The following is a 16,406-nucleotide window of genomic DNA, read 5'->3' as shown; positions in this document are numbered from 1 at the left end:
ATCATAATTCAAGTAAGAATATAATTAAACGCAACAAGTAAAAATAACTAACAAAGAAAACGAGGTGTCAAATGCAAGAGATTTTAACCGCCATACAAGAATGCGCCATAGCCCTATCTAGCGCGTTACAAACAGATAATACAAACTACCTTGCGACAACAAATTCAAGTGGGGATTCGCAGCTTGCTATCGATGTGAAAGCAGATAGATTGATAGAGGAAAAAATGCTGGGTTTAGATTCTGTCAAAGGCGTGTGTAGCGAGGAGAAGCAAGAGGCGATTTATAAAGAAAAAGGCACATTTTTGGTAGCCTATGATCCGCTTGATGGATCAAGCTTGTTTGATAGTGATTTGAGTGTGGGGAGTATTTTTGGGATTTATAAAGAGAGCTTTGAGACAAAAAACCTTGTGGGTGCTAGCTATATCGTGTATGGTCCAAGGCTAGAGCTGGTGTTTGCTTCAAATGTGGTGGAGCATTATTTTTATGATGGCAAAAGCTGGATTCTCAAACCTCAAATCAAGCTTCAGCAAAAAGGCAAAATAAACGCGCCCGGTGGCACGCAAAAAAATTGGTCGCCAACACATAAAGCCTTAGTAGAATCGTTTTTTGCAGCAGGGTATCGTTTGCGCTATTCTGGGGGAATGGTGCCGGATTTGCATCAGATTCTCATCAAAGGTGGAGGGATTTTTAGCTATCCTGCTACAAGTGATGCGCCAAATGGAAAATTACGCAAACTTTTTGAAGTGTATCCATTTGCATTTATCTATGAAAAAGCCGGTGGAGAGGCGATTAGCACAAATGGCAGAATCTTAGATTCTGCATGTTTAAATTTGCATGACACAATGGAGTGCTACTTTGGAAGCAAAGATGAGATCGCGCAAGTAAGGGCAGCTCTGGGCTATGATGAAGCGAAAAAATAATATTAAGGAGAGCGCATGAGTCATCAAAATGATAAAGATATGTTTGAGCAAATCCTAGAAGAAGAGAGTGCAAAACTGCAAAACTGCCAAAAAAGCAAAAATGTAGATTCTTGCCTCAAATGCGAAGAACTGCTTGGCTGTGGAGTCAGAAAAAGCTATGTGAATGCTGTATATAGAAGTATGAATAAGGGACAAGAAGGGGATTTTGAGTTTTAGGGTTATTAGATTGTAAGCTTACGGGTAGATTCTAGTTTTCATAAATCTAAATCCCCTCTTTTTGCAGATTGCTTCGTTTGGCTTTATCTTGTGTTATTTTGGCGACGCACGATATAGTGTGACTCACTTGGTTTTCTCTTGCGCCAAAGCTTTCAAAACTACAAAAATAAGCTAAAAATAGAGAATTTCTTTGTGGGCCATTGTGTTTGCATAGATTCTACTAAAATTCTATGTTATTTTTGTCGTCATTGCGAAGCCCCTTAGGGTTGCGGCAATCCTTTTGACTAGATTGCTTCGTCCTATCGTCCTCGCAATGACAAACCTGCCCAATCAATTGCGAGGACGATAGGACGAAGCAAAAGAGAATCTAGATTCTAGAATCCAAAAATCAAAAGTGGATTCTATGGATTGCCACGCAGTTTTGCAACTGCTCGCAATGACGATTTTTATGGATTCTTTGTTTGTTTTACTCGCTATAAGCTAATGACAAGTTTTAAATTCTATGCAAACCGCAATGGCACATTAAGAAATCCTCTATTTTTAGGTAGATTTAGTCAGGGTTGTGTAGAAATTTTAGACAAGCAAAAACACAAAAAAGTGTAACATAAAAGTTCATCGCAGGCTAAAAATTTCAAACTCCCTGAAATATGGCTTCTCAAGCAAAGCCCTAGAGTTGCATAGCAAAAAAGAGAGAATTTGGATTTTATGTAAATATGTAAATTAGATTCTAGATTCTATATTGTTTTGACGCACTCTTACCCGTCATGTCTTAAGCATTAGCGAAGAATCCAAAGAATCAAACCAGAATCTATTTTAGATTCTAGAATCTAGAAAAAATACATAAGATGCGAATAAAAAAACTGCGTCAAATAATACGCCAAAAGTGAGAAAATATACGCCACTGCGGTGGTAAAAATAAACAAATACGCGACAAATTTCATTCCACCAGCTTCTCTACCAAAAGTGATTGTCGCTGCAAAACAAGGAATATAAAACATCACAAACACGATAAATGCAACCGCTGATGAAAGCGAGATTGTGTCTTTGAGATTTTTTTGGAGCGAGAGTGAATGCTCATCTGTCTCATCGCCTAGCGCATACAAGATTCCAAGTGTTGAGACGACAACTTCTTTTGCGGCAAATCCAGCGACAAGCGAGATTGACAATCGCCAATCAAAATCCATAGGCGCAAAAAATGGCATAATCGCCTGCCCGATTCTGCCTGAGTAGGTTTGCTTGAGGAATTGCTCATTATGCTCGTTGGTGAGAAACCAAATTTCTTGTTGTTTTTTGACATCATCAAGGTTTGAGTTTTGCACAGCTTGGATTCTAGTGTCGTATTCTTGCTGGAGGGCTGGATTTTTGGGGTATTGAGAGGCAAACCAAATAAGCATAGATCCAAACAAAATAAAGCCACCTGCTTTTTTGAGAAACATCAGCACTTTTGAGTAGATCCCAAACCAAATCGTCCGCCAATTTGGAAGTCGGTATTTTGGCATTTCCATGACAAATGGCTCTTCATATCCGCGAAATATCGTAAGATTCAAAAACTTTGCCATTAAGAGTGTAACAATCGTGCCTAAAAAATAGATTCCAAATAATGCCAAGCCGGCGTATTGCTGCGGACAAAAAGCCCCGACAAAAAGCACATAAATAGGCAATCTTGCGCTACAACTCATAAAACCTATCACAAATAATGTGATGAGTCGCTCGTTTGGGTTTTTGAGTGTGCGCGCTGCCATATATGCTGGCACAGAGCAGCCAAATCCAGCCACAAGAGGAATGAAGCTTTTGCCATGCAAGCCAAATTTGTGAAACAAACCATCAAGCAAAAATGCAACCCTTGCCATATATCCTGTGCCTTCAAGCAGTGCGATCCCCAAATATAGCACGATGATAAGTGGCAAAAATGCCAAAATAGTGCCAACGCCACCGATGATGCCATCACAAAGCAATGAGGCAAAATCCGCTGAAGGAATGCTTTCTCTTAGTATTTCTCCAAGCGCGCCAAAGCCTTCTTCTATGTGGTCTTTCACCCACCCGCCAACGACAAAAGTAAGCTCAAATAACACAAACATAAGAAATAAAAAAATAGGAATGCCCCAATATTTATCAAGCAAGATAGAATCTATTTTGTGCGTGTTTTGCATAAGGTTTTTGGGGTAATGCACGACTTCTTGCGCGACTCCATGCCCAAAAGAAAACGCATCATCAAAAAAAATCGCCCGCATATTGCACCCGCCATATGCTTGCTCGATGTGCGTGATTGTGGCATTGACTTTATGTGTAACTTGAGAATAGCACGGCTTATTGTGAATATACTCATAGAGATTTGGATCAAGCTTGAGGAGCAAAATCGCGATTTGGCGCATTGATAGTGCGTTATCTTGGCTTGGGTAGGTGTTGAGCTCATAAAAAGATTTTTGTAATAAAAATTGCTCTATGGAGCTGATTTGAGATTCTAGAATGTCTGAATAAATGCGTCTTGGCTCACAAAATGGCTTATTGTGCGTAATGATAATTTCGTCTAAAAGCGCGCTGATATTTGAGTGTTTATCCGCTGATATGGGGATACATGGGATTCCTAAGATAGTATTGAGCTTGTGAATGTCGATATGGATTTGTTCTTTTTGTGCCTCATCGATCATATTAAGCGCGAGGATTGTTTTTGCACTAAGATCTAGAATCTGCGCTGATAGACTGAGATTGCGCTCAAGATTTGTAGAATCTACAACATTAATAATCACATCATATTGGCGCGTCTGCAAAAAATCTTTTGTGATTTTTTCTTCAGGTGAATAGTCATTGAGCGAGTATGTGCCGGGCAGATCGATAATGGTAAATTCAATATCTTTGTAGATGAAAGTTGCTTGTGATTTGCTAATGGTTACGCCACTAAAATTACCGACTTTAAAGTTTGAGCCACTTATGGCATTAAGCAGGGAGCTTTTTCCGACATTTGGTTGCCCAACGAGCACAGCAGTTATTTTTTGCATTATAATCCTAGAATCTTAAATAAAATGGCGTTATTTTATCGCATTAAGATTAATTATTATCTTTAGGATAGCTAAAATGCAAGCCTTAATCCACCATTAACTTGAGTAAGAGTTGGAATACCGCTAGAATCAAGATGTGTATTTAGCACATTAAGAACGCCAATCACATTGCGTGTAAAGCCAATCTCAAAGGCGATATTGAGCTCATTTTGGTGAGCAGAGGCGCGCGCTGACGGACTCAAAATAGCGTCATAAGAGGTTGTGCCATAGGCGATGAGAAAATTAAAGCGACTTACTTTTGTTTTGACAAGCGCGTATAAGAGATTTGCATTTGGTTGGGTTTTGAGAGCTTTGCTACCCCATACAAAAAACGGATCAATGCTACTACCCATAATGCCTAAACTTCCCCAGCCAGAATCTTTGCCTGTGTGGATATATCCTCCCGCGATTTCAAATACATTTGGCAACCCAAAAGAAATCTGCGCATATAGGGCATTGCCATCTTTGCCTGTGTTGATGAGATTGCTTGAGGCAAGAGAGTTGCTATGTTCAAGGCTATATGCGTAGCCTACATAGCCTTTGAGATCAAAATCTAAAAAACTAAATTTGCCATCAAGCCTTGCTCCCATAGCTGTAAAAATCGGTGGTGCGAAATATGTGTAGGCTTTGATTGTGAGGGCGTCATCGATGATGTAGTATTTGGCAGCGATATTATAAAGCCCTATGGTGTTTGGCTTATAGAATCTTGTCATTTGATAATAATCAATCCGCCCAAAATCATGCACCCAAAATGCTTCAAGCATAAGGTTTTTAATTGATCTATTGCGAAGCCATATTCCATCGCCTAGAGTATTTATCCAATCATTTGCAATGGCTATCCTACCGCCTTTTAGGCTTGTATCGCCATCAAAATATTCAATAAAAGATTCTGCGATTGTGGCTTGATTTTGATTGAAAAAATCAGCCTTTGTATCGCCACTTCCGCCTGTGGGGGCAAGAAATCCTTTGTGTGCGTCATAAAAAGAAGCCACTGCCCTAAAGCCAATGGCAGCTCTAAAATTTTTGTAGAATCCAGAAGTATAGCTTAGTCCGACGTTACCTAATAAATAGCCTAGATTTGTGAGTTGAGCGTAGTTGGCTAATCCCATAGTGGGGCTTCCTACTTCCACAGCCCTACCTTTTTGGATTCCGACATAATTTCCATACAAAATCACATCGCCCTTGCTTACGCCATTTCTCAACGCTTCATCAATGCTTTCAAACCCAAAGACTGCATGCGTAAAAAGCAGCATTGCTATGCTGAGTTTTTTTGTCATCATTGCTATCGCTCTCATCACTCTCTCCTTATATCCATAAATTATCTAAAAGCCTTGTTTTGCCGATTCTTGCGCAAAGTAAAAATAAACTTTGGTTTGGGATTATTGTTGTGATAGATTCTAGGCTGTGGTTGCAGGCTTGGAGGTATTCGACTTGAATGTGTTGTAATTGCTCTAAGCCGATTTGCACCAGAATCTCACAAGAAGTTTCACCATTTTGATATGCTTTTTGTATCGCATTTATCGCCTTTGGCAGTGCTAGGGCGAGGTGTCGCTCTTGCGGGCTTAGGTAGATGTTTCGCGAGCTTAAGGCAAGCCCGTCATCATCGCGCACGATCGGGCATGGATTGATTGTGATTGGCAAAAATAGATTCTGCACCATTTGCTTGATGATAAGGAGTTGTTGTGCGTCTTTTTGCCCAAAATACGCATTATGAGGTCGAGTCAGACAAAAAAGCTTTAATACAATCTGCAATACCCCATCAAAATGCCCCGGACGCGCAAAGCCTTCTAAAATATATGCCATAGTGCTTGGGGCTAGGATTTTAACTTCATTTTGGCTTTGATACATTTCATTAATATGTGGTGCAAATACCGCGCTCACGCCGTTTTCCTCACATAAACGCAAATCAGATTCAAGCTGTCTTGGATATGTGGAGAGATCTTCATTAGGCAAAAATTGCGTAGGATTGACAAAAATCGATACGATTGTGTGGGTGTTTTCTTTGGTGCTGCGCGTGATAAGCGAGAGATGTCCTTTGTGGAGCGCGCCCATAGTTGGCACAAGCCCGATACGAGCAATTCCGATACAAGAGTGCGTAGAATCTAGCGCGCTTCTAAAGGCGATGAGTTCGTCTGTCGTAGAGATAACTTTCATTGTGCGTTGATTTCCTTAAGGATAGATGTGATTGCCTGTTGCGGTGTGGCTGAAGCATAGATCGGACGTCCAATAACAATAAAATCAGATTTTGCGTTTTTGGCATCTTGGATTGTCGCGATTCGTTTTTGATCATCTTTGTTTGCGCTATTTACGCTAGATTCTGTGCTAGAGTTTAGATGAGAATCTATACAAGAATCTATGTTTGGTTTCGCGCAAGATTCTGCGCCAAAAGGTCGGATTCCGGGTGTAAGCGTAAGGAGGGTATTATATTTTGTCTTGATAGCTAGGCTTTCTTGCACGGAGCATACCATTCCATTAATCCCTGCTTCTTGAGATATGCGCGCTAAATTCAGCACACCATTTTGGATATTTGTATTGTAGATAGCTGCAAACTCCGCTTCATCAAAGCTTGTGAGCGCACTCACACCCATTACAAGAGGTCGCTTAGAAAGTATGCTTAATCTCTCCATTACAGCGTGCATGGCTCTTTTGCCAGAGCTGCTATGAAGAGTTATCATATCAATATCAAGTTTGGCGCATTCATATGCTGCATCAGCCATTGTGTTTGGAATGTCATAGAGCTTGAGATCAAGAAAGATTTTAAAATCAGCGATATTTTTGATCATCTCAATACCCTTAATTCCATCTCTAATAAAGCTTCGCAATCCAACTTTTACCCAAATATCACGACTATCATGACTATCGCAATCATTGCTCGCGTCTAAAATGCCCGCACTATTTTGGATTTGTCTTAAGAGAGCGAGATTTTCTTCTTGGCTTGCTAAGTCTAGGGCGATGACAAGTTTCATTGTTATGCTTTATTGTTGCGCTTTTTGTGCTTGGCTTTGTAGATGAGCACATAAATAATTGCAATCACAACCACAAACCCAAGCGTGCCTAAAACAATATAGTGAAGCTTGTCTTTAAGCACGCTAGAATCCGCTTTTGAGCTAAGCATTTCAAGGAGATTGCTGATTGATAAATCATCACCAAACCACACACCCACATAATACCCAAACCACGCCAAAATCGTGATCCAAATCAACGCTCCGATAGTCGTATAAATCGAGAATCTAACTAGATTCATTCGCGCTAAGCCCGCAGGAAGAGAGATGTATTGTCTTATACCTGGGATAAGTCGCCCCAAAAAAGTGCTTATTTCTCCGTGTTTGGTAAAGAAATTTTCCATTTTAGTCATTGTTTTTTCGGTGAAAAAGAAATATTTGCCAAATTTGAGTAAAAACGCACGACCAAAATATATCGCCAAAATATAATTAAAAATCGCTCCAGCCAGGCTTCCTAATGCTCCAGAAAGTAGAGCTAGGGATATATTCATTTCGTTTTTGTAAGCCAAATATCCAGCCGGAATCATCACCACTTCTGAAGGAAATGGAAAAAAGCTTGATTCTAAAAACATCATGATAAAAATGCCCGGATAGCCAAAGCTACCAATTGTATCTACGATAAAATGAATGATTTGATTCATGACTTTTGTCCTTGTGCTAGTTGTGATTTAAGAAATTATTTATACATTCATCATGAAGCACAGGATCAAATTCTGTGAAATGATATGTAGCGATATTATGCGTGTAGAAAGGATCTTGTTTGGTAAATTCTTTGGCTTTGTCAAGGGATTCAAATCTGCCGATAATCATTCCGCCTACTTTTGGATTCTGCGGTCCTGAGGCAAGCAAGACACCTTTTTTATACCATTCTTGCAAGAATGAGCGGTGGTTGGCAAGGTGGGATTCTACGACTTCAAGGCTTGTTTGGTATTTGACTTCTATAATAAATAAATGCTGCATAACACTCCTTCTCAAAACATAAAAACCTAATCTTAGCAAAAAAATATAAGTTTATATGATTTATTCCATTATTTAGAGATGAAAACTCTAGAAGTCTGAGAATAAATTAACAATTACAAGCTACAATCTCAAATGATAATAATTATCCATTGTTATCAGTCTAAATTACATATTAAACAAGGAGACATAACTATGTTAGTAACAAGAAAAGCCCCAGATTTTAAGGCTCCAGCAGTTTTACCAAATAATCAAATTGTTGAAGATTTTGAACTTTCAAAAAATTTAGGAAAAAATGGCGCAATAGTGTTTTTTTGGCCAAAAGATTTTACTTTTGTTTGCCCTAGTGAAATTTTAGCAATGGATCATAGAGTAAAAGATTTTGCTGAAAAAGGATTCAATGTAATTGGTGTTTCTATCGATTCTGATGTAGTGCATTTCGCATGGAAAAACACACCTATCGATCAAGGCGGAATCGGCAATGTAACATTTCCTATGGTATCTGACATCACAAAACAAATCTCAAGAGATTATGATGTGCTTGTAAATGGCGCTGTTGCACTGCGTGGAAGCTTTTTGATTGATAAAGATCAAGTCGTGCGACATGCTGTAATCAATGATCTTCCACTCGGTCGCAATATGGACGAAATGCTAAGAATGGCAGATGCGCTATTGTTTGTGCAAGAGCATGGAGAAGTTTGCCCTGCTGGTTGGCAAAAAGGTCAAGAAGGAATGAAACCAACAGCTGATGGCGTCAAACAATACCTCAAATCTCACGCAAGCAAGCTTTAATCATTAATAATCCTTAACCTTTTTGGGTTGGGATTATTCTTTTCTTTTCTTTTTTTGTAATCGATTTTATCCACGACTTATACGATACTTTTTTGCTTACTTATCTTACTTGCTTACAAATTCTTGTCATTTTTTATGATTTACTCTTGACAAACACTAGGTGTTAGGCTTTATAATGCCATTGTAATTTTATACAAAGGAGCAACTATGCAAAACTACATCAACGAGGCAAAAGAGGGCAAGCGCATAAGCTTTAAGGGCTTTGCGGTGGATTCTAAGAGTGCAAATTTTAGGGGTTTTGAGGGCAGTCGCCACGCATTAGGTGAGCGCGACATTTTGATTGAGATTTTGTTTGCTGGAATCTGCCACAGCGACATTCATAGCGCAAGGAGTGAATGGCATGAGGGAATCTACCCTATGGTGCCCGGACATGAAATCGCTGGGCGCGTGGTAGCCGTGGGCGAGAAAGTCTCTAAGTTTAAGCCCGGCGATTATGCGGGCGTTGGCTGCATGGTGAATTCCTGCGGAGAATGCGAGTCGTGTAAAGAAGGGCGCGAGCAGTTTTGCGACAATGGCAAAATGGTGCTGACTTATGACTGCAAAGATTGCTTTCATAATGATGAGCCAACTTACGGAGGATATAGCAATAACATCGTGGTGAGCGAGGATTTTGCGGTATGTGTGCCACAAGATGCACCCTTAGAAAAAGTCGCGCCGCTTTTGTGTGCTGGTATCACAACTTACAGCCCCATAAAATTTAGCAAAGTTGGCAAAGGAAGCAAGGTAGCCGTGGCTGGCTTTGGCGGGCTTGGCGTAATGGCACTCAAATACGCGCTAAAACTTGGCGCAGAAGTTAGCGTGTTTGCCCGCAATAAAAACAAAGAGGCTGAAGCACTAAAACTTGGCGCAAAGGCGCTTTATACGACAGATTCTTTAGCTAATGTGAAAGAACGTTTTGATTTTATCATCTCTACCATTCCTACGCGCTATGATCCAATGGAATATGTCAATCTGCTTAAACACGGCGGAGAGCTTGCGATTGTCGGGCTACCGCCAACAGGAGAGAGCGTAGAAAACGATATGACGCGCTTAGTCTTTGCGGCAAATAAAAAAGTCTATGGCTCTATGATCGGCGGAATCGCTGAGACGCAAGAGATGCTAGATTTTAGCTTGAAACATAAAATCTACCCAGAGACAGAGATTATCACTGCTGATAAAATCGATGAGGCGTATCATAACCTCACAAGCGGCAAGGCAAAATTCCGCTATGTGATTGATATGAAAAAATCTTTTGGTAGAACCTAGCTTTTGTCATAGAGTTTATTATCTTGTGATTGAAAATAATTAAAATATTTTCAAAGCATTGAGAAAATTTTAGATTCTACAAAACGAGAATCTTAATCGCACAGATAGGAATCTTAGATTCTAGATTCTCGTTTCCATGAGAGCTAAATCTTCTCTTTTTTGCTATTTTGCTATGCACTAATGGGGCTTTGCCCGAACGCTTTGCTTGAGAAGCTATATTTCAGGGAGTTTGAAATTTTTAGCCTGCAAACCTACAATGAACGCTTATGTTACACTTTTTGTGTTTTTGCTTGTCTAAAAATTTCTACACAACCCTAAAATCTGCTTGCTTGTATCTTAACTTATATCTCAAAATGATGAAAACCACAAAAATTTTGATTTTGGCATTTGCTTACTTGTATATTAGGAATTGTAATGGTAATGTATAGTGTGAGTTATGGAGGCAAGGCTGATAAGGTGAATCCTAGGGGTGATCTCAAGGAGAAGTGATGAAAATAGCGGTTTTGGCAGCAAGCGGGAAGGCTGGAAGCCTCATTACCAAAGAGGCTTTGGCAAGAGGGCATGAAGTGAGTGCTTTTGTCGGAGATGCCAAAAAGCTCATACTACAAGATACACATCTTAGTATTATTCAAAAAGACATTTTTGCGCTTGACTCACGCGACTTGCAAGGGTTTTATGCTGTGATTGATGCATTTAGAGAAGCCAAAGAGATGAGTTTATTTAGAGCACATATACAGCATTTAAGCGCGATTCTTACGCAAAGCGAAGCAAGTCATTGTCGTGGGTGGAGTCGGAAGTATGTATATAAACAATGCGCACACAATGCGACTGCTTGATTTACCGCAATTTCCGCAAGAATACAGAGCGATAGCAAGCGCACAGGCAGAGGTTTTGGACTTTTTGCGCACGCAAAAAACACTGCATTGGGTATATGTCAGTCCACCAGCTTTATTTATACCACATGCGCCAAGAGAGGGCAGATACCAAATCATCGGCGAGGAATTCAGGCTCAATGCCAACAAAGAATCCAAAATAAGCTATGCTGATTATGCGATTGCTATCATTGATATAGCGTGCAATCCTTTGTATAACAAGCAAAGAATCGGCATAATGGGAGTTTAGATTCTGCTTTTGGCTCGTTTATGATAATCTAGCTTTTAGCTTCTTTTGCATAAAGTTTATTATTAATGTAATTTGCTTTGCATAGTAATCATAGAATCTATTTTGGTATTGCAAGGGTGGAATCTATGGGTTAATAACATATTAAAATAATCTATAAAAAACTATAAATATATATTAATTATTTGTAGTTTTTAACTTGCCATCATTATAAAAATTTGATAAAATGCTCCTATGAATAAATTAATTGCAATAGGACAAGCCTCGAAGATTCTTGGTGTTACCATACAAACCTTACGAAATTGGGATAAGCAAGGACTTTTAAAGCCTGATGAAATCACAAAAGGCGGAAGTCGCAGATACAAATTAGAATCTTTAAAAAATATCAATAAAAATATCAAATTTAACACTGACAATCTAAAAACAATCGCCTATGCTAGAGTGTCAAGCTCTGACCAAAAAGATGATTTAATAAGGCAGGTGCAAGTTTTAGAGCTTTATTGTGCTAAGGCTGGGTTTAATTATGAAGTCATACAGGATTTAGGCAGTGGCATGAATTATTATAAAAAAGGATTAATCAAGCTTTTAATTTAATCCTTGAAGGACAAGTTAGAAGACTTGTTCTAACGCATAAAGATAGGTTGCTAAGTTTGGAGCTGAATTAATCTTTGCTATTTGTGAAGCTAAAGAAGTAGAGGTGATTATCATTAACAAAGGCGATGAAAATATTAAGTTTGAAGAAGAATTAGCCAAAGATGTTTTAGAGATTATCACTGTATTTTCTGCTAGCTTTATGGAAGTAGAAGCAAGAAAAACAAAAAATTACTTGATGATATGCAAGGTGTAATCAATGACAATCTCGCATAAAATAGAACTCATTCCAAATAATAAGCATATCACTTATTTTAAAAAAGCCTTTGGTTGTTCTAGGTTGGCTTATAATTGGGGGCTTTCTAAATGGCAAGAATATTATAAGCAAGGTGTTAAAAAAACACATTTAGATTTAAAAAAAGAATTTAATGCGATTAAAAAAGAACAATTCCCTTTTGTCTATGAAGTAACTAAATATGCCACACAACAACCATTTTTAAATCTAAATCTTGCATTCCAAAAATTCTTTAGAGATTTAAAGCAAGGCAAAGTCAGCTATCCAAAGTTTAAAAAGAAAAAAGATAATCAAGGCTCGTTTTATTTAGGGGGCGATATTGTTAAATTTGAAAGTAAAAACAATAAACAATTTTTAAAGATTCCAAATCTAGGCAGTGTTAAGTTAAGAGAGAATCTAAGATTTCAAGGTAAAATTCACTCTTGCACTATTTCCCAAAAAGCTAATAGATTCTATGCTTCTTTTAGCTTAGAGATAAGTGAAAGCGAATTTAAAAGAACTCATAAAGATAGCAAACAAACAAAACTTGGATTAGGCATAGATGTTGGCTTAAAATCCTTTGCAAGTTTATCTAATGGCTTAAGCATTCAAGCACCCAAACCCTTAAATAAGCTTACACGGCGTTTAAGAAGAGTGAGCAGAAGTCTAAGCAAAAAGCAACACCCAAAAACCAAGAGTGAAGCAATGCAAGGCATAAAAAAGTCTCATAACTACTTAAAGCAAAGTGTTAAGCTTAATAAACTCCACACAAGAATCGCTAATGTAAGAAATGATTTTTTACATTAGCTCACTTCAAGCCTAGTAAAACATTATGCTTACTTTGGACTTGAAAATCTCAATATTAAAGGCTTAATGAAAAATAATAGATTAGCAAAGGCAATAAGCGATGTAAGCTTTTATGAGTTTAAAAGACAGCTTCAGTATAAAAGCGATTACCACAAAAGAGAGATTATAGAGGCTGATACATTCTATCCAAGCTCTGAGACTTGCTCAAAATGTGGAAGCATTAAAGAAACTCTCACACTTAAAGAAAGAATCTATGAATGTGAAAATTGTGGATTAAAAATAGATAGAGATTATAATGCCAGTTTAAATCTCTACAATCTTATTCCACAAAAAATAGGGCAAGTTCTGTCCGAATTTACGCCTGCGGACTTGACGGCTCTGCAATATGATTTAGCGACAAATAATATTGCAAATAGCCAAGGTTGAAACAGGAATACAACAGAAAAACTATTTATAGATATTTCTATTTATTTATGGTTTTTTATAGGTTTGTAGGAACGGTAGAATTATCACCCAAATCTCGCGACAACTTCAGCCATATTTAGCTCTTTTAAAGTATCAGATGAGTAGAATCTAACTTTCATAAATAAATCAACTCAATAAATACAAGGCTAAGGATTTATGCACGCACCGCTTATTTCTATCGTTATTCCAACTTTCAATGTAGAATCTTACATCGCGCGCTGCTTGGAATCGTGCATTAATCAAACATTACACGATATTGAGATTCTCATTATCGATGATTGCGGAAGTGATGACTCTATCGCGATAGCTAGAGATTATGCCAAAAAAGATTCTCGGATTAAAATTATTCACAATCCACGCAACTTAGGGCTTTTTCGGTCGCGCACAGCAGGAGAAAAACAAGCTAGGGGTGCGTATATTCTTTCACTTGATGGTGATGATTATTTGGATTTAAGCACATGTAAGATTTTGTATAAAACTATTTATCATATAGCTTTGCATGAGCCACTACAAGATATAGAACTTATCAAAAATCCTTTCTTGCAAAATACCGCTGTTGTCGGGGGGGGGGGGGCAAATCTACCTCTATATGCAAGACAATACAAAGAAGTTGGGTAATGCAGCCTAAAATCTCGCTTATCATTCCGACTTTTAATGTAGAATCTTACATCGCGCGGTGTTTAGAATCATGTATCAATCAAACATTACACGATATTGAGATTCTTATTATTGATGATTGTGGAAGTGATGATTCTATACAAATCGCCAAAGATTACGCGAGCAAAGACAAAAGAGTAAAAATTATCCAGAATCCAAAAAATCTCGGTGCTTTTGCATCAAGGATATATGGGATTAAATTCGCGCAAGGGGAATATGTAGCCTTTTTGGACGCTGATGATTATCTGAATCTCAATGCGTGTGAGATGATGTATCAGCAAGTCAAATATTTTGCCAAAAATAGCCAAAATACACACAAAACTTGCAATACCCCAGATATTGTACATTTTAAGGCGCATTATCATGTAAGCCACTCAAACACTTCTGCGCCAACACTACTCTCAAGCCTCTTACATAAAATCCGCTATATCTTGCCGACGCGTTTTAGCACAAAGCCTTTGAAAAACGAGCAAATCGCGTATAATTTTTTCCTCAAAAGCTCAAACTTTCCAAAATTTACGATTTGGGATAAATGCTACAAAGCGTCTTTGGTGCGTGAGGCGATAAGCTATCTAGAATCTATCACCTATCCATTGATTATGGCAGAAGATATGCTGAAGTTTTTTTATATCGCCAATCTTGCAAAAAGCTATGTCTCTACCCCGCACAGGCTATATCACTATATGTTAAATACCCAATCCACCACGCAAAATCCACGCAATAAAACCAAAAAAATTCAAGATATGCGGTTTATTATCGAGTTTTTGCAATGTCATTGTGATGTGCCAAATGCCCCTTATGCAAAGCAAATAGCTCAAAAACTAAGCACAAATCTTGCCTCACTTATCGTTTTAGAATCTCGCTTTGATAAGTTGCCAAAAAAGCAAGATTCTGCGGGCTTTGTAGAATCTACATTATCTACATTTGACGCGCAAGACAAAAAAAGAGACACGCAAGAATTTGGAGTGCTAGATTCTTGCGCTAAGATAAATAATACAAATCCAAATAATGCAAATACCGATGTTTTGGCGGGGGGGGGGGCATTATATGGGGATTCTATACATTCTTGTTTATATCTTTCTCTTGCTCCTCTTACACCACTTATAGAGCAAGGCTTGCTATCATCGCCCAAAATCTCGCATTTCGCGCGATTAAGCAGTGTATTGGGAATGCATTATCTGTGTGCGTGTATTCTGTCGCTTCAATACTGGAATCGCTCTCTTACCTTTATAAGAATTTTGGCTTATATTTTCACATTTGGCAGGCTCAAGATCTAACACTTTTTTGCCTTAGAATCTATCATCAAAGACATATTTACTCTACGCGTTACAGCATAGATTCTCACACAAAATGCACGAGAATGCGCCATGCGTGAGAATCCAAGCACAATCTCACTTATCACTGCGACATTTAATGTCGCTACGACTATATCAAGCACACTAGAATCTGTCTTGGCACAAAGTTATGCGCCTATTGAGCATATCATTATCGATGGCAAAAGCACAGATTCTACATTAGAGATCATAGAATTTTATCGCTTGAGATACGAAAGCAAGGGGATTACTTTACGCGTGGTGAGCGAGCGCGATAGCGGGCTATATGACGCGATGAATAAGGGCTTGAGTCTTGCAAATGGTGATGTGGTAGGATTTTTGAATGCCGATGATTTTTTGGCAAGCAAAAATGTAATAGCACTTGTTGCGTGGGGGTTTGCTAAGCCTACACATGATATACAAATTATTTATGCTGATGTCGAGTATGTGAATGAAAATCTCCAAACTATTCGCACACTTAATGGCAAGATTTTGAGTAAAAATGCCTTTAGGCTTGGCTTTCACCCCGCACACCCTAGTTTTTATGCGAAAAAAGAGCTTTTTTTGCGTTATGGAGGGTTTAAGCTCAAATATAAAATCGCAAGTGATTATGAGCTTATGTTGCGGTTTTTGCAAAAATATCATCTCAAAAGCCTTTATATCCAAGAATGCTTTGTCAAAATGCGTATAGGTGGTGTCTCAAACGCAAGTTTGAAAAATATTTTGCGTGCAAATAAAGAATGCTTTGAAAGCTGGCAGGATAATCAACTAAGCACATTTCCGATTTTTGTGATACTCAAGCCATTTTTTAAGATTTTTAGCGTAAATATTGCTGCATTACTAAAAGAAAAATTCACTCGTTGGCGGGGGGGGGGGGGTAGAATCTAGACATATATTCTCTCTTTTTGCTTCTTTTTTCTATTTAGATTCTAGATTTTTTCGTATTACTTATA

Annotated in this window: 13 protein-coding genes and 4 pseudogenes; 11 read left to right on the top strand and 6 right to left on the bottom strand. The window is 38.3% G+C overall.

What is annotated here, in order from left to right; translation table 11 throughout:
• The first annotated feature begins 71 nt into the window (after positions 1 to 71).
• Positions 72 to 920, top strand: a complete 849-nt coding sequence (locus DY109_RS01795) for a class 1 fructose-bisphosphatase (protein ID WP_023947215.1) — start codon at positions 72 to 74, stop codon at positions 918 to 920.
• A 15-nt stretch (positions 921 to 935) separates the two neighbouring features.
• On the top strand, positions 936 to 1,136 hold the full coding sequence (locus tag DY109_RS01790) for a hypothetical protein (protein WP_023947213.1): 201 nt from the start codon (positions 936 to 938) through the stop codon (positions 1,134 to 1,136).
• 827 nt (positions 1,137 to 1,963) lie between these two features.
• On the opposite strand, the gene feoB is transcribed toward DY109_RS01790, so the two are convergent.
• The 6 genes from feoB to DY109_RS01760 form a co-directional block, all read right to left on the bottom strand.
• Entirely contained in the window at positions 1,964 to 4,132 is a 2,169-nt protein-coding gene (feoB, locus tag DY109_RS01785; protein WP_023947209.1) for a ferrous iron transport protein B, read from the bottom strand.
• Between the two features lie 71 nt (positions 4,133 to 4,203).
• On the bottom strand, positions 4,204 to 5,466 hold the full coding sequence (locus DY109_RS01780) for an Opr family porin (protein WP_023947207.1): 1,263 nt from the start codon (positions 5,464 to 5,466) through the stop codon (positions 4,204 to 4,206).
• Between the two features lie 10 nt (positions 5,467 to 5,476).
• Positions 5,477 to 6,325, bottom strand: coding sequence for a pantoate--beta-alanine ligase (gene panC / locus DY109_RS01775; protein ID WP_023947205.1), 849 nt, complete (start codon positions 6,323 to 6,325; stop codon positions 5,477 to 5,479).
• Entirely contained in the window at positions 6,322 to 7,137 is an 816-nt protein-coding gene (pyrF, locus tag DY109_RS01770) for an orotidine-5'-phosphate decarboxylase (protein WP_023947203.1), read from the bottom strand. The genes panC and pyrF overlap by 4 nt, the downstream gene beginning before the upstream one ends.
• Before the next feature lie 2 nt (positions 7,138 to 7,139).
• Entirely contained in the window at positions 7,140 to 7,814 is a 675-nt protein-coding gene (locus DY109_RS01765; protein WP_023947202.1) for a DedA family protein, read from the bottom strand.
• Between the two features lie 16 nt (positions 7,815 to 7,830).
• Entirely contained in the window at positions 7,831 to 8,133 is a 303-nt protein-coding gene (locus DY109_RS01760; protein WP_023947200.1) for a YciI family protein, read from the bottom strand.
• Positions 8,134 to 8,325: 192 nt separating this feature from the next.
• Between DY109_RS01760 and DY109_RS01755 the strand changes: the two genes are divergently transcribed.
• The 9 genes and pseudogenes from DY109_RS01755 (at position 8,326) to DY109_RS01720 (ending at position 16,341) form a co-directional block, all read left to right on the top strand.
• Entirely contained in the window at positions 8,326 to 8,922 is a 597-nt protein-coding gene (locus tag DY109_RS01755; RefSeq protein WP_023947198.1) for a peroxiredoxin, read from the top strand.
• A gap of 207 nt (positions 8,923 to 9,129) precedes the next feature.
• Positions 9,130 to 10,227 (top strand): NAD(P)-dependent alcohol dehydrogenase, encoded by a 1,098-nt coding sequence (locus tag DY109_RS01750; RefSeq protein WP_023947196.1) that lies wholly within the window; start codon positions 9,130 to 9,132, stop codon positions 10,225 to 10,227.
• A 488-nt stretch (positions 10,228 to 10,715) separates the two neighbouring features.
• Positions 10,716 to 11,063 carry a Rossmann-fold NAD(P)-binding domain-containing protein gene (locus DY109_RS11785; RefSeq protein WP_023947193.1) on the top strand — a complete coding sequence of 116 codons (348 nt, stop codon included), beginning with the start codon at positions 10,716 to 10,718 and terminating at the stop codon, positions 11,061 to 11,063.
• On the top strand, positions 11,050 to 11,349 hold the full coding sequence (locus tag DY109_RS11780) for an NAD(P)-dependent oxidoreductase (RefSeq protein WP_023947191.1): 300 nt from the start codon (positions 11,050 to 11,052) through the stop codon (positions 11,347 to 11,349). Before DY109_RS11785 ends, DY109_RS11780 begins: the two co-directional genes overlap by 14 nt.
• 231 nt (positions 11,350 to 11,580) lie before the next feature.
• Positions 11,581 to 12,213: pseudogene (locus DY109_RS01740) on the top strand (IS607 family transposase).
• Positions 12,197 to 13,475, top strand: a pseudogene (locus DY109_RS01735) (RNA-guided endonuclease InsQ/TnpB family protein). The pseudogenes DY109_RS01740 and DY109_RS01735 overlap by 17 nt, the downstream one beginning before the upstream one ends.
• 164 nt (positions 13,476 to 13,639) lie before the next feature.
• Positions 13,640 to 13,954: pseudogene (locus tag DY109_RS01730) on the top strand (glycosyltransferase family 2 protein); the annotation flags it as partial.
• Positions 13,955 to 14,100: 146 nt separating this feature from the next.
• Positions 14,101 to 14,466: pseudogene (locus DY109_RS12470) on the top strand (glycosyltransferase family 2 protein); the annotation flags it as partial.
• 1,041 nt (positions 14,467 to 15,507) lie between these two features.
• On the top strand, positions 15,508 to 16,341 hold the full coding sequence (locus DY109_RS01720) for a glycosyltransferase family 2 protein (protein WP_115737738.1): 834 nt from the start codon (positions 15,508 to 15,510) through the stop codon (positions 16,339 to 16,341).
• Positions 16,342 to 16,406: the final 65 nt, after the last annotated feature.

Source organism: Helicobacter fennelliae (genome assembly GCF_900451005.1).
In the GTDB taxonomy this organism is placed as follows: Bacteria; Campylobacterota; Campylobacteria; order Campylobacterales; family Helicobacteraceae; genus Helicobacter_B; species Helicobacter_B fennelliae.
Note: the sequence above shows the minus strand (reverse complement) of the source record. Positions and strands in the feature narration are given on the sequence as shown.

What these genes read in the sequence shown, in the direction of transcription:
- DY109_RS01795 (WP_023947215.1), top strand. Translation starts at nt 72, where the DNA reads ATGCAAGAGATTTTAACCGCCATACAAGAATGCGCCATAGCCCTATCT.
- DY109_RS01780 (WP_023947207.1), bottom strand. Translation starts at nt 5,466, where the DNA reads ATGAGAGCGATAGCAATGATGACAAAAAAACTCAGCATAGCAATGCTG.
- DY109_RS01765 (WP_023947202.1), bottom strand. Translation starts at nt 7,814, where the DNA reads ATGAATCAAATCATTCATTTTATCGTAGATACAATTGGTAGCTTTGGC.
- DY109_RS11785 (WP_023947193.1), top strand. Translation starts at nt 10,716, where the DNA reads ATGAAAATAGCGGTTTTGGCAGCAAGCGGGAAGGCTGGAAGCCTCATT.
- feoB (WP_023947209.1), bottom strand. Translation starts at nt 4,132, where the DNA reads ATGCAAAAAATAACTGCTGTGCTCGTTGGGCAACCAAATGTCGGAAAA.
- DY109_RS01755 (WP_023947198.1), top strand. Translation starts at nt 8,326, where the DNA reads ATGTTAGTAACAAGAAAAGCCCCAGATTTTAAGGCTCCAGCAGTTTTA.
- DY109_RS01720 (WP_115737738.1), top strand. Translation starts at nt 15,508, where the DNA reads ATGCGTGAGAATCCAAGCACAATCTCACTTATCACTGCGACATTTAAT.
- DY109_RS01760 (WP_023947200.1), bottom strand. Translation starts at nt 8,133, where the DNA reads ATGCAGCATTTATTTATTATAGAAGTCAAATACCAAACAAGCCTTGAA.
- pyrF (WP_023947203.1), bottom strand. Translation starts at nt 7,137, where the DNA reads ATGAAACTTGTCATCGCCCTAGACTTAGCAAGCCAAGAAGAAAATCTC.
- panC (WP_023947205.1), bottom strand. Translation starts at nt 6,325, where the DNA reads ATGAAAGTTATCTCTACGACAGACGAACTCATCGCCTTTAGAAGCGCG.
- DY109_RS11780 (WP_023947191.1), top strand. Translation starts at nt 11,050, where the DNA reads ATGCGACTGCTTGATTTACCGCAATTTCCGCAAGAATACAGAGCGATA.
- DY109_RS01790 (WP_023947213.1), top strand. Translation starts at nt 936, where the DNA reads ATGAGTCATCAAAATGATAAAGATATGTTTGAGCAAATCCTAGAAGAA.
- DY109_RS01750 (WP_023947196.1), top strand. Translation starts at nt 9,130, where the DNA reads ATGCAAAACTACATCAACGAGGCAAAAGAGGGCAAGCGCATAAGCTTT.